The organism is Vibrio sp. 10N.261.55.A7 (genome assembly GCF_002877365.1).
Lineage (GTDB): Bacteria > Pseudomonadota > Gammaproteobacteria > Enterobacterales > Vibrionaceae > Vibrio.
In genome coordinates this window covers 6,199-19,125 of record NZ_MCWZ01000323.1, presented here as the reverse complement: position 1 = coordinate 19,125, position 12,927 = coordinate 6,199, and the positions used below count along the sequence as shown (strand labels likewise).

Here is a 12,927-nt window from a genome sequence, read left to right as displayed (position 1 = left end):
TTCTATTTCGTTTCTTTGTTTTAGTATGGATTAATTAGTGTTTAAGCTTTCGAAACTTTACAAACAGACTGTAACTGTCGTAGCCATGACATTGCTATTTGGCTGCAGCTCTACCGGTTTTCATGAACGTGATGAACCCAAATCGGTGAGTTACCATTTTGGTTACCAACATGATTCTCAACTAGATAAGCTGTTTCAACAATCCACCTACGACGTAAAAACCCACACTGGATTTTATCCCTTATCTCTCGGGCATGACGCACTATTGGCGCGTCTTGCTTTGATTGAGACTGCACAATCCAGCATTGATCTTCAGTACTACATCTATAGAGATGATGAGACAAGCCAATTAATCAGTTGGCGGCTTTACGAAGCTGCGAACAGAGGTGTTAGAGTTCGGATCTTGTTGGATGACATGCAGCGAAGAAGTGACCGTGCAATGGCGACACTCGCAGCCCATCCCAATATTGAAATACGCTTGTTTAATCCACATCAGTATCGTCAGGCACGAAGCTTAGCATTACTGTCTGATTTTGATCGCTTAAATCGCCGCATGCACAATAAGTCTCTTACAGCAGACTCCGTAGCCAGTATCGTTGGTGGACGAAATATAGGGAATGAGTATTTTTCTTTTGAATCGAGCGTCGAGTTTGACGATCTAGATTTACTGATTTATGGAAACACGGTAGAGCAAACGGCTGATCAGTTTGATATTTATTGGAACAGCGAATATGTTGCTCCAATAGAGTGGATATATCCAGACGTCAAGGTTCTACAAGAAGAGGTCGTTGCCACAAGATTAGAGGACTCAAGGTTAGATGTTAAATTCTCATCTGGCGCCTATAACTTTAGTGACTTACCTTTTTACCAAGAACTCTCGACGCAAAACCTTTCACTCTATTGGGGACCAGCGAAGCTTTGGTACGATATGCCAAATAAAGTGTCGGGCGAGAGCAGTCATTTAGTCGATAACTTAGTGGTTTTACTTGATGACATTGAACACTCGCTCGTGCTTGTTTCTCCATACTTTGTACCGACGAAAGAAGGAACCGTTGAACTGGTTGAGGCGGTTCAGTCTGGCAAACGAATTACCGTTGTCACGAATACCTTAGCTTCTAACGATGTTTTCGCTGTTCATGGATGGTATGCAAAGTATCGTAAACAGTTGGTTGAAGGCGGTGTTGAGCTATGGGAGATAAAGGGCAGCGTAAGTATTGAGACCAATTGGAGCTTCACTGGTAGCAGTCGCTCTAGCTTGCATGCCAAAGCCATGTTGTTTGATGATAACAAAATCTTTGTGGGTTCAATGAACTGGGATCCTCGCTCAGCGTATTTGAATACTGAAATGGCCGTTGTTATAGAGCAGCCTGAGTATGTTCAGAAATCCTTGTCTGAATTAGAGTCTGAGTTAGAAAAGAGTGCTTACAAGATTGTTATCCAAGATGGTAGCGTTGCTTGGTACGATCCTGAGACGGATGAAATTCTTACCACGGAGCCTGAGGCGAGTATTTGGCTCCGATTCGGTGCTTGGTTAGCAGGCTTACTGCCGATCGAAGAGCAACTGTAAAGTATCTAACAATAGACCCAGTAAAACGGATTTCGGAGGAGGCCAAATGTATGAGTCAATAAAATCTTTTATAACCCCTAAGCGAAACGAAGATTTAATCTTGGCCTCTGAACTTCAAAGATCAAATCCACCGACGCTTTGGTTGCTTGGTAAAACGGGATCAGGTAAATCTTCCCTGATTCATGCAATTACAGGTAGCACGCTGGTTGAGATAGGGAATGGTTTCCAACCCTGTACAAGAACAGCTTCGATATACGACTTTCCGTACGATAAACCGATTCTTCGTTTTCTTGACACCCGAGGTTTAGCTGAAGCTGGATACGATCCAACTAGCGATATAGAACAGTTTACGACGGGCCAGCAATCTGATGAATACTCTCATGGTATTGCACAAGCCATCATTGTGGTGGTTAAGTTAGAGGATCCAGAGCAGAGTGCACTGATATCGGCTTTAAAGAAGATAAAAAGATCTAGCAAATTTAAGCAAATCATTACGGTTCTGACTGCGGTGAAACAAGTCACAGAGAAAGAGAGAGAAAGGCTGGTTTCGTATCATAAAAGTCAGCTCGGTTCGGTACTTGGAAACCAATTAACCACGGTAGAGGTTGATTTTGAGACGGATGACAACGCTGTCTATAACTTAGATTCACTTATTGATGCTATTAGTCATTACCTACCAATTATAAAACTCATGATGAATAAAGGTGATCACTCTAACGTTGAAGAAAGTAACTTTAACAAGCTAGAGAATGAAGTACTTTGGTATTGTGCTTCAGCAAGTGCAACCGATGTCATCCCGGCAGTAGGGTTAGTCACTGTACCAACCATACAGGCTAAAATGTTACATAGCTTGGCCCAGCAATATGGGATTGATTGGAATAAAAGAACATTTGCAGAGTTAATTGGAACACTCGGTGGCAGTTTTGGGCTTCAATACAGTTTGAAGTTGGGTGCTCGGCAGTTAACCAAATTCATCCCCGGCTATGGTCAAACTGTTGGAGCAGTGACAGCGGCAACAATGAGTTTCGCGACGACTTACGGGCTCGGGCGCGCCGCTTGTTACTACTTCTATCACAAGAGTCAAAATGAAGCGGTTAGCGCGCAGGAAATGCAAGCCGTGTATAAAACTGCAATGATGAAAACTCGAGCAATGAAACGAAAAGATGGCGAGCAGAATGAGTAGTCGATGGAGAAAAGCCAGGCAAATCTTGGCCCATTTAGCGGAAGGAGGCGTCGGTTTCGGTTTGATACTCGCCGTTATGCCTACCATCGTCATTGCCTGTTTTGGACTCTATTTGTCTTTTAAATATGGCTACCTGATCGAACTTTCTATTACCTTGATGATTCTGAGCGTTCTAGGGTTGATCCCAGTACTTTGGGAAAGGTATCAATCAAATAAACGTTCAAAACCAACACCAGTTGAACAGCATGACGCCGACTCAGATTTTGTTAAAGCGTCTAGTGATTGGTCTGAGAGAGAAAATGAAATCTGGGCTCGCGCAAAAGACCAAGCCAATGATCTTCTAAGTAAAGATGATGAATGGGCATCATTATACGTTCATGGACTTTGCGTGGCGGAACATGTCGCGAAGGAATATGGAAAGGGCGATCTTGAATTTTCGTTACCGGAAGGCTTGCAACTGCTTGAAGAGGTGAGCCGACGTTATCGTGAAACATTGGTTGAGCATCTCCCAGCGGTTGAATCGATCAAGGTTTCTCAGATCAAATGGGTGTATCAGATGCAGGAAAAATATGGGGATGATGCACTCACCTTAGCTCGGTTTGCCAACTTAGGTCGACGTGCTTATCTAGCGTATATGAATCCAATCAAGCTGATTAATGATGAGATCAGAAACAAGATCTTAGCCACTGAATCATCCAGTCGATATACCGCTCTACAGATTAATGCTAAGAGAGCATTGCTACACGAAGTCGCGTCGGTAAGTGTGGATCTATACAGTGGTCGATTCACCATCAGCGACGATGATATCAGTGCATCAAATGTGTCAGCAAAGGACAACGTCGACCAAGCTATGCCATTAGAGCCCATTCGTATTGTAATTGTTGGCCAATCAAGCAGTGGTAAGTCTTCGTTTGTTAACCGATTTATCGGTGAATTTTCCGCAGAAGTCGACGTATTGCCCACGTCTGAAGGGATAACGACTTATTTGACAGAAAATGTGAACAAAGAGCCTTTAAGAATCGTAGATTTGCAAGGGCTTGATGGGAGTGAAGAAACGAACAAACGAACACTACAAGAGATGGTCAATGCGGATATCGTTGTGTGGTTATTGAAAGCGAATCAATCATCCCGCCAGTTAGATCATGCGCTTAAAAAAACGTTTGACGACTATTTCGTAGAGCATAAGAATATTACCCACAAAAGACCTATTCTATTTGGCATTGTCAGTCACGTAGATCGTTTGTCACCACAGTCCGAATGGTCGCCACCCTACGACCTTGACCGTCCTGTAAGAGAAAAGGCTAAGAACATTGTCGCGGCATTGAAATACAATCAAGAACTCCTTGAGTTTGATGAGGTTCTCCCCATCGTTCTTTCGAGTACCAGGCGGAATAACAGTGTTTCCAGCAACGATGAACGAGATGACTTTGGCTTTGAACAGGTCAAGTGCCAACTTGAACAGTACTATGACAATGCAAAGAATGTTCAAAGAAACCGACAGCGAAGAGATTCAAAACCAGGCAAAATCATGCTTTTGGAATATGGTAAACGGCTGTATAGGAGCGCTTACAAAGGGCTTAAGCATTCAAATTATAAGAAGGAAAATCGATGAAAATCGGAGTGATCGGGCTAGGGGACATTGCGCTTAAGGCCTACCTACCCATTTTAGCTAACTTGAGCGGTATTGAGTTAGTGTTGTGCACCAGAAACAAAGATGTTCTAAAAGAGGTGGCGTCAAAGTATCGCATTAAAGAGTGCTGCCAAGATTTTAAAGCGTTACCAGCGATGAATGTCGATGCGGTTATGATTCATGCCGCTACATCAGTACACTTCGATATTGCACGCTATTTTTTGAAACAGGGCATTCCTACTTTTGTGGACAAGCCACTTTGTGATACAGCAAAACAAGTAGAACAGTTATATGAAGTGGCGACTCAGCAATCTACGCCGTTGTATGTCGGTTTTAATCGTCGTCATATCCCTCTGTATAATCAGCATATTCCAGAACTCAAACTGAATGAACTTGGCTCTTTGACGTCACTGAGATGGGAAAAGCATCGTCATAATCTACCCGGTGAGCTTCGCACGTTCATTTTTGATGATTTTATTCACCCGCTCGACAGTATTAATCTGAATAGCCAATCGAGTATTGCTGATCTTCACATTACCCATCAAAGAAGTACCCGTGGTAATGGTTTATCTCGTTTGGATGTGGAGTGGCAGGTTAACGGTACTCTGTTGCAAGCATCGATGAATCGAAGTTTTGGACAAACTTGTGAGCGCATTTGGGCTTGTTATGAAAATAAAGCCATAGAATTTGATTCGTTCGTTCAAGGTCAGTTATCTGAAAATAACCAGCGAAGTACAATAGCACTTAAAGATTGGACGACCATGCTAAAAAGTAAGGGATTTGAAGACATGCTATTAGATTGGTTCAACGTGGTTGAACGCGGTTATGTCGATGCTGATATTGTCGAGAGAAACATCGCAACCCATCAGTTAGCCGAGAATATCTTCGACCACGTTGCGAGCCAGATCGGTGCTTAACCATTTTGGTTGATTGCTTCAGAGTAGACGATTATGGCGGCAAGAGTAAATACTGATTTACGCCCTTTTAGCTGTTAACCCTGTACATTTGCAAACACGTCATCGAACATGGTTGTAACGGTAATTAGAATCATTTAAAGCGGTTCTGAATCGTCATGAAACCGTGTCAGGCGGAATATAAGTGGTTATGGGATTATCAGTTAGTGAAGTGCTTTAAACTTAGAAGCCGCCTGCTCTATATACAAAATAGGCTATGGACAAACAATGCGGCTTACTTTTGGTAAGCCGCATTTTTATTTATCACTGTACTTTATTTACTACTTTGCTTTTTCAGTCATCGAAAGGGCAACGGCTTCCGCTGCTTTAATTCCATCAATGCCCGCGGAAAGGATACCCCCCGCGTAGCCTGCGCCTTCACCTGCAGGGAAAAACCCTTTCAAGTTAACGCTTTGATAGTCTTTGTCACGCTTGATACAAATAGGTGAAGAGGTGCGTGTCTCTACCCCAGTCAGTAGCCCGTCATCAATAGCGAACCCTTTGATCTTTTTATCAAAAGCAGGAATAGCTTCGCGGATGGCTTCGACGGCGAATTCAGGCAATGCTTTCGATAGGTCTGTTAGCTTGATACCTGGGGTGAATGAAGGCTCAACATTCCCTAATGCACTTGGGTCACGACCTTTAAGGAAGTCCCCAATTTTTTGTGCTGGCGCGTCGTAGTTCTCACCGCCAAGAGTGAAGGCACCTTTTTCTAATTCTCGCTGCAGTCGAATACCCGCTAGCGGATCACCTGGGTAATCTTGCTCAGGTGAAATGCCGACAACAATTGCGCTATTGGCGTTGCGTTCTGCACGTGAATACTGGCTCATTCCATTTGTGACAACAGCCCCTTCTTCAGAAGTTGCTGCGACGACTGTACCACCAGGACACATACAGAAACTATAAACGGTGCGGCCATTCTTACAGTGGTGAACCAATTTATAGTCAGCTGCGCCCAAAATAGGGTTACCCGCATTTTTACCAAAACGCGCATCATCAATCATTGACTGCTTGTGCTCGATGCGGAAGCCCACAGAAAATGGTTTAGGTTCAATGTAGACACCACGCTCATGAAGCATTTCGAACGTGTCTCTAGCACTGTGACCGATAGCGAGTACAACATGTCGGCTTTTGATTTCTTCGCCGTTAGACAATGTGACACCCGTTAGTTGACCATCTTCCATATGAATATCGTCAACACGCGTGCTAAATCGAATCTCACCACCGAGCTCGATGATCTTCGCACGCATTTTTTCAATCATGGTGACTAGTTTAAAAGTACCAATGTGCGGCTTACTGACGTACATGATTTCAGCCGGTGCACCCGCTTCTACGAACTCTGTGATAACTTTTCGGCCATAATGCTTCGGGTCTTTCACTTGGCTATACAATTTTCCGTCAGAGAAAGTCCCAGCACCACCTTCACCAAACTGCACGTTAGATTCAGTATTGAGTGTGCGTTTACGCCAAAAGCCAAACGTATCTTTAGTTCGTTCACGAACTTCTTTACCACGTTCAACGATGATAGGGTTGAAACCCATTTGCGCGAGAACTAAACCAGCAAATAAACCACATGGACCGAAGCCAATGACAACTGGTCGTTCAGTCAGGTTTTCAGCCGCTTTTGCTACGAACTTGTACTCCATATCAGGAGTCACTTTTACATGGGGATCACTGGTGAAGGTTTCTAACAGCTGTGCTTCGTTTTCGACTTCTACATCGAGAGTGTAGATAAGTAAGATCTTGTTTTTCTTACGTGCGTCATAGCCACGTTTGAACATATTGAATGAGATCAATTGCTCAGGTGCAATATCCAGTTTTTTCAGAATTGCAGCAGTGAGTGCATCTTCTTCATGATCTAGAGGAAGTTTAATTTCAGTTAAACGAATCATTAGTTTCTCGATGTAGTGATAGGTGTCTTAGCGCAGCGACTAAGCTAATAGGCAGTCGCTTTGCTCACAATGGCGCGTATTTTACGTTAAGTACGGCAGGGTGTCATATAATTGATGGAAATTAATTAACTCTCTTAATACTCTGGAATCGTATTTTTTAATTGCAGGTGATTGTTTTTTTATGCGGGATCAGTATCATCGCCCATCTTCAATTTTGGTAAGCGAGTTTAACAAATGGCGTTTGTCGTAACGGATAACTGCATAAGATGTAAATACACCGATTGTGTGGCGGTTTGCCCTGCGGATGCATTTTATGAAGGACCAAACTTTTTAGCGATCAGTCCTATTGATTGTATTGATTGCGGTTTGTGTGTTCCTGAGTGCAATGCTCAAGCGATATTCCAAGAAGATGAGCTACCCGATGATCAGAAGGTTTTCATTAAACTCAATGAAGACCTAGCTGAAATATGGCCAAACATTACAGAGGTCAAGCCAGCCCCTGATGACGCTGACGAATGGAATGGGGTGCCCAATAAATTGGACATGCTAGAGAAATAGCTGAGAATTTTATAAAAGCGCTAACTGATAAAGTTGGCGCTTTTTCTTTTATGGCGTTGTGATGGGTTTAAACAAGGCCTAAACAGTATGTTGGCGTCTCATGTTATCTAAGATGATACCGGTTGCCATTGCAACATTTAGAGATTCTGCGCCACCGAAAGCGGGGATCGTTATTTTATCAGTAACGAAAGCTTCTGCTTGTTCACGAACACCGTGAGACTCACTACCCATTAACAGAATACCTTCAGCCTTAAAGCTAGTTGAGTGAACACTTTCACCTTCTAAAAAAGCGCCATATACAGGTAAGGTAGAATTATTGAGATAAGCAGGTAAATCGACCTGACTCACTTCAACTCGAGCAAAACTGCCCATGGTCGCACTGATGGTTTTAGGGCTATAAGGATCGGCGCAGTCACTGCTCGCAATGATATGCTTAATGCCATACCAGTCAGCAACGCGAATGATCGTACCCAAATTACCTGGGTCAGAAACGCCATCAAGGGCAATCATGGTGCCTTTTGCTTCAGGAATATTAGTCTCAGGGGTTTCAACAATGGCGATAGCGGCATTGTTGCTTTTTAACGTACTGGCTTTGGTGAGTTCATCGAGAGAGGCTTCGATACATTCAAACTCTGAAAGCTTAGCCGCGTGCTCAAATAAGAAGTCAGGAGTCGCAAAGATTTGCTTCGTTGTTAGGCTGCTATTTACGAGCTCTAAAACGTTCTTCTCGCCTTGAACAAGAAATAGACCCAACGCTTTACGCTGTTTCTTTTGGCCTAGCGCCCTTAATGTCTTCAATTGGTTTTTAGTTATCATTTTCAAATCTCGAGTAAAATCGGCCACATTATAGGGTAAAGGATAGAGCAGACAAAGCTGAGATTACTTCGATCTACTACTATCGGTATTTTGCTGGTCACTTGACTTACGTTATAGGTAAATAAAACGTGGATTGTATTCGACTAGCCACGCACGTAGAATCACGCCATTAAACTTGGTTGAACGCTCTTGTAGGAATCTTGTGTGTCGCGATCGGTAAAAGTCGGTATTGCATTGGTATTTGTCTATTTCTTGGTTTGGGGTGGGGTGCTTGGACTTCCATTGACTAGCCTAGCAGCAGAGAAGATAGACCTGTGGGTTTCTTACTTGATCGTTGTTGAAGAAGTGCTTTCATTAGCGTGTGTCGTGTTGATTGGGAAAGTAATACTGAGTGATGTGAGAGCCTCTTTCAGTCAATCTTCTAAACATGAATGACACGTCTAGAACAGACAGATTGTGAGTAGCATTGGAGACTTATGGCAAACCCAGAACATATTGAAGTTTTAGATACGTTAGACAAAGCCAGTGTTGTCGCTTACCGATTAGGTATTGTCATGTTTTCTATCGCGTCAGTTTGGTATTGCCTTATCGGCATTGTCGAATTGAGTTGGGGCGAATTACCCCTAGGTTTCCATTTCGATCCGTCCATTCTTTTTTGTATAGCAACAGCTTTAAGCGCAGCAAACCTCCATGTCTACGATAAAAAGATTCGAAGCGTCATTATGTATTCAGGCTGGTTAGGTATTGTGTTATTTGTCGCTTTAGCAGAATCAGAGGCAACGTGGATTGCTTATGGCTTTGTTTTCGTCGCTTTTTCCGGGATCGCTTTAAAAGAATCATTCTGTTTTAATGTGTTTGGATTGAAGTTGGTACCACTGCTGTTAATGGCGGTCACTTTTAGTATGGTGTTCACATATTGGTTAGTGGTTTATGGTCTTTTAGCGTTTGTGGCTATCATTTTTGTTTACCTTTCGATCCGAAAGTCGAGAATGCCTCTTCATTTTGATATTGGAAACAAATCAAACTATCAGATATAAAAGTCTCACTACATTGGTTTTTCACGTTTACCTAGTGACGATGCTGACTTGAGCATTCTACCGATGAATTTTTTGAATAAAAATAACGAAGAGTTAAAGGTTTACTATGTTTCATGCACATATCTATTTCCCATTAAAAAACATCAAACTTGCAGAACAATTAAAAGAACGAATTGAGACGCAAAGAAAAGATGTATTAAACGTGTATGACTTGCACATGGGACTGGTTGGGCCCCATAAAATGCCGATGTTTGAGTTGAATTTCGTAAACAATGACAGAAACTTGATTGAATGGTTGGATGAGGCACGAGGTGATTTTCCGGTGCTTGTTCATCCAGTAACGGGGGATGATTTGATTGACCATACTAAGAGTGCGATTTGGCTAGGGCGAGAACTGGGTGTGTTTGAAGAGAAATTGAGCTGATGGCTCATGTGGTAAGAACAGCCATTATTCGTCGGTAAGGAACGTTACCTAGAACACTGATACCTAGCAAAAAGATACCCAGAAAAAAGGCCAATAGAAGGTGGTTAACCAAACTAGAGGCCTTTGGGTGTGAGTTCTTTACTCTTCGCCGAAATTTTCACATCACCTAAGTATCACCAATTAAATGGTTTCTTAATGACTAAATTTGAGCGGGGCTAGGATCCTCAATGAGATTTTTGACCCATTTTTTAGTTTGAATTCGTTGAGTTGTTAGGATTATCTTCACTACTTCTTCGAGAAGAATGATCATCATTACGAAGTGCAATGGCCAGCCCAAGACGATACCGGTTACGTAGGCGAGTGGTATTCCTATTGCCCATTGACCAAAAAGATCGATGAAGATGCTGTATTTAATGTCGCCACCACTTTTTAGCACCCCGCCAATACCAACCATATTGAATACTTTTAGTACCATTCCAAATGCCATTACTAAGCAAACATCAACCGCAAGTTGAGGGTCACTCAAAGGACTGTTACTAAGTAGCTCGAACAGTATGGGTTCTGCCAACATACAGCCTCCAGCAAGCAGTAAAGCTAAGAAACAACTACTTAAAACGTACCACCACGAAGTGTCTGAGGCTCTTTGGTAATTTCTCGCCCCTATTTCGTTGCCTAAGATAATGGATGCGGCAACAGCAAAACCAAGAAAAGCGGAGATAAGTACACTTTCAATAGGCGTTAACAATGAGATAATGGCGAGTTCACTGACGCCTAATTGGCCAATGATGACACTGTAGATAATAAGCCCACCCGCCCAAGCAGCATCGTGGATGATCATCGGAGTGGCTACGTTTAAAAAACGAGTTCTGTGGTTTTTCTTTAGTGAATCCATCCAGCTGCTTTTCCGAGGTATTAAATGGCAATAATGTTTGTTTACCATATAAAAAAGCATGATGGTTTGAGCGACTCTAGAAAGCGTCGTTCCAATGGCTGCTCCTATGACGCCAAGCTCTGGGAAACCGAATAGGCCAAATATCAATAGACTATTTAGAATAACGTTGATAATGATGGCAATGATACTGACCAGTGTAGGCATTTTCGCTTGGCCAACGGAACGAAGAGCACTCTCCATTGGAACGACAACCGCAGTAAGCAGTAGGCTGACTCCTGTGACCCACAAATAATCAGTGGCTAATCGGAGATATTCAGGCTCTGTTGCCATGATAGATACGACTGATTCAGGGAAAAGGGTATACCAGGCAACGAAAGGCGTTGTTATTATCAGAGACACCGCCCAAGTTTGCGCGAGTGTACGCTTAATGCCTGAAATGTCGCCAGCACCAAAGTATTGTGAAGCTAGCACACTGACCGCACCACTGATTCCAGAAATAACAATAAGATTAAAGAAAAATATCCGATTACCCACACCGACCGCTGCGGTCGCCGACTCGCCCAGTTGGCTAACCATAAAGATGTCGACGACACCTAGCAATGAGAAAAGCATCCCTTGTAGTGAGACCGGTAAGCCTATGTCTATGAGCTTTTTCCAAAACTCTTTGTCTGGAGTTTGAAGAGTGTAGCGCATCGCAAATATCCTCGTTTGTGTTAAAGATAAGTTTAAATACGAAACCTCTCTATGTATTGTCTAAAACCATCCAATACTTTTGCAAAACTATCATAGTGATAGATTGCCTCACCAGGATGAAACATGAACGATAAACAAGAAAAACTCATAATCTCCGAAAAAACCCACCATGAATTTACTGATCATAGCAAAGTCATGTCATTGGAAGAGCTTGGTATTGTTCAATGTGGCATCGCCACCTGTCGCGAAGAATTTTCCATCTATCGTAAAAATCAGCAAAAACATATGCTGCTTTACACCGTGAGAGGGAAAGGGTGGCTGGAAAGTGAAGGTAAACGCTATGTACTTGAAGCGGGATCGGTCATCACAACACCAGCATTTATCGAGCTTGGTTTTGGAATCGAAGAAGAAGACTGGCAAATAGCGTGGGTTTTTCTCGACGCTTCAAGAGATTGGACTGATACGATAGAGAATCAGATTTGTTACTCACTAACGCCTGTTTCTGAAGTTATTTATGCTGCAATTCTCGCTATGTTGCGTTCTTCGTCTCTGCCAATTGATTTGGGCGGAGCGATAGGACGAAGAGCTGTCGAGCAAATAGAGTTACTGATTAAAGCGCCGATTAGCCTAGAAAAGACGAGAAACCGAACTCGGATAGAGCGAGTCTTTGAATTAGTGCAACGGCAACTGCATAAGGATTGGACAGTTGAACAACTCGCTGCACAGTTCCCTTGTTCAGAACCGCATTTCCACCGTTTATGCCAACGGTTTTATGGGCATAGCCCTAAAGCTCATGTCACGAGAATGCGTATGGAATACGCTTCTAGGCTTCTTTTATCAACAGAGTGGTCGGTTCAACATATTGGTGAAATTGTGGGCTACCCAAATGCCGCTAACTTTAGTACGCGCTTTAAAGCGTGGTCAAGTATGACTCCTAGGCGTTATAGGGCGGAAAAGTAAAATACCTTTATCATGGCTGCGCCCGTTAGGACGTTGATGGATAGCGATTCTTATCAGGCAGGTATAGTGGTAGGGGTACTTGTAATACATCAACACTTTATAGTAGAGGATCGATAGCTGATACGTTGCTTGTCGCTGGTGGTTTGAATTAAACAGGTGTTCATTTTCAATATTTTCGCGTTAGCTGAATTGAAGTGCCAGTCAAACATTGCTGGCACTTCAAATGATTAAGCAAACGAAGCCTCTCTATTTTAGAGGACGATGATGATTAGAAGTTAAATCGAGCAGCGATAGACACTTGTGGGCCATAAACACCATCATT

The 12,927-nt window shown here is 42.8% G+C and carries 12 protein-coding genes; 9 read left to right on the top strand and 3 right to left on the bottom strand.

Annotated elements, in window-relative coordinates; all coding sequences use genetic code 11:
• The first annotated feature begins 85 nt into the window (after positions 1–85).
• The 4 genes from BCU12_RS20790 to BCU12_RS20775 are packed head-to-tail and all read left to right on the top strand — an operon-like array spanning position 86 to position 5,297.
• A complete protein-coding gene (locus tag BCU12_RS20790; protein WP_102406329.1) occupies positions 86–1,567 on the top strand; it encodes a phospholipase D family protein in 1,482 nt (493 codons plus the stop codon).
• A gap of 46 nt (positions 1,568–1,613) precedes the next feature.
• Positions 1,614–2,750, top strand: a complete 1,137-nt coding sequence (locus tag BCU12_RS20785; protein ID WP_102406326.1) for a GTPase — start codon at positions 1,614–1,616, stop codon at positions 2,748–2,750.
• Complete coding sequence (locus tag BCU12_RS20780; protein ID WP_157939895.1) at positions 2,743–4,362, top strand: GTPase; 1,620 nt, start codon at positions 2,743–2,745, stop codon at positions 4,360–4,362. Before BCU12_RS20785 ends, BCU12_RS20780 begins: the two co-directional genes overlap by 8 nt.
• The gene (locus tag BCU12_RS20775; protein ID WP_102406322.1) at positions 4,359–5,297 is read left to right on the top strand and encodes a Gfo/Idh/MocA family oxidoreductase; all 939 of its coding nucleotides are present in this window, start codon (positions 4,359–4,361) and stop codon (positions 5,295–5,297) included. The genes BCU12_RS20780 and BCU12_RS20775 overlap by 4 nt, the downstream gene beginning before the upstream one ends.
• Before the next feature lie 317 nt (positions 5,298–5,614).
• On the opposite strand, the gene BCU12_RS20770 is transcribed toward BCU12_RS20775, so the two are convergent.
• Complete coding sequence (locus BCU12_RS20770; RefSeq protein ID WP_102406320.1) at positions 5,615–7,225, bottom strand: NAD(P)/FAD-dependent oxidoreductase; 1,611 nt, start codon at positions 7,223–7,225, stop codon at positions 5,615–5,617.
• A 234-nt stretch (positions 7,226–7,459) separates the two neighbouring features.
• Between BCU12_RS20770 and fdxA the strand changes: the two genes are divergently transcribed.
• Positions 7,460–7,783, top strand: coding sequence for a ferredoxin FdxA (gene fdxA, locus BCU12_RS20765; protein WP_102406318.1), 324 nt, complete (start codon positions 7,460–7,462; stop codon positions 7,781–7,783).
• Positions 7,784–7,861: 78 nt separating this feature from the next.
• On the opposite strand, the gene BCU12_RS20760 is transcribed toward fdxA, so the two are convergent.
• Complete coding sequence (locus BCU12_RS20760) at positions 7,862–8,599, bottom strand: RNA methyltransferase (protein WP_102406316.1); 738 nt, start codon at positions 8,597–8,599, stop codon at positions 7,862–7,864.
• 204 nt (positions 8,600–8,803) lie between these two features.
• Here BCU12_RS20760 and BCU12_RS20755 point away from each other — a divergent pair, with 204 nt between their 5' ends.
• The 3 genes from BCU12_RS20755 to BCU12_RS20745 all read left to right on the top strand — a co-directional run bounded on the left by BCU12_RS20755 (position 8,804) and on the right by BCU12_RS20745 (position 10,060).
• Entirely contained in the window at positions 8,804–9,034 is a 231-nt protein-coding gene (locus BCU12_RS20755) for a hypothetical protein (RefSeq protein WP_102406314.1), read from the top strand.
• A gap of 41 nt (positions 9,035–9,075) precedes the next feature.
• The gene (locus BCU12_RS20750; protein ID WP_102406312.1) at positions 9,076–9,636 is read left to right on the top strand and encodes a DUF2301 domain-containing membrane protein; all 561 of its coding nucleotides are present in this window, start codon (positions 9,076–9,078) and stop codon (positions 9,634–9,636) included.
• A 106-nt stretch (positions 9,637–9,742) separates the two neighbouring features.
• On the top strand, positions 9,743–10,060 hold the full coding sequence (locus tag BCU12_RS20745; protein ID WP_102406310.1) for a DOPA 4,5-dioxygenase family protein: 318 nt from the start codon (positions 9,743–9,745) through the stop codon (positions 10,058–10,060).
• 199 nt (positions 10,061–10,259) lie between these two features.
• Here BCU12_RS20745 and BCU12_RS20740 read toward each other — a convergent pair whose 3' ends face one another.
• Positions 10,260–11,645: an MATE family efflux transporter gene (locus tag BCU12_RS20740; protein WP_102406308.1), complete on the bottom strand. Its 1,386-nt coding sequence runs from the start codon at positions 11,643–11,645 to the stop codon at positions 10,260–10,262.
• Between the two features lie 123 nt (positions 11,646–11,768).
• Here BCU12_RS20740 and BCU12_RS20735 point away from each other — a divergent pair, with 123 nt between their 5' ends.
• On the top strand, positions 11,769–12,605 hold the full coding sequence (locus BCU12_RS20735) for an AraC family transcriptional regulator (protein WP_102406307.1): 837 nt from the start codon (positions 11,769–11,771) through the stop codon (positions 12,603–12,605).
• Positions 12,606–12,927 lie beyond the last annotated feature (322 nt).

Coding starts and splice junctions, on each gene's coding strand:
- fdxA (WP_102406318.1), top strand. CDS start 7,460: ATGGCGTTTGTCGTAACGGATAACTGCATAAGATGTAAATACACCGAT.
- BCU12_RS20785 (WP_102406326.1), top strand. CDS start 1,614: ATGTATGAGTCAATAAAATCTTTTATAACCCCTAAGCGAAACGAAGAT.
- BCU12_RS20750 (WP_102406312.1), top strand. CDS start 9,076: ATGGCAAACCCAGAACATATTGAAGTTTTAGATACGTTAGACAAAGCC.
- BCU12_RS20775 (WP_102406322.1), top strand. CDS start 4,359: ATGAAAATCGGAGTGATCGGGCTAGGGGACATTGCGCTTAAGGCCTAC.
- BCU12_RS20745 (WP_102406310.1), top strand. CDS start 9,743: ATGTTTCATGCACATATCTATTTCCCATTAAAAAACATCAAACTTGCA.
- BCU12_RS20770 (WP_102406320.1), bottom strand. CDS start 7,225: ATGATTCGTTTAACTGAAATTAAACTTCCTCTAGATCATGAAGAAGAT.
- BCU12_RS20740 (WP_102406308.1), bottom strand. CDS start 11,645: ATGCGCTACACTCTTCAAACTCCAGACAAAGAGTTTTGGAAAAAGCTC.
- BCU12_RS20790 (WP_102406329.1), top strand. CDS start 86: ATGACATTGCTATTTGGCTGCAGCTCTACCGGTTTTCATGAACGTGAT.
- BCU12_RS20760 (WP_102406316.1), bottom strand. CDS start 8,599: ATGATAACTAAAAACCAATTGAAGACATTAAGGGCGCTAGGCCAAAAG.
- BCU12_RS20735 (WP_102406307.1), top strand. CDS start 11,769: ATGAACGATAAACAAGAAAAACTCATAATCTCCGAAAAAACCCACCAT.
- BCU12_RS20780 (WP_157939895.1), top strand. CDS start 2,743: ATGAGTAGTCGATGGAGAAAAGCCAGGCAAATCTTGGCCCATTTAGCG.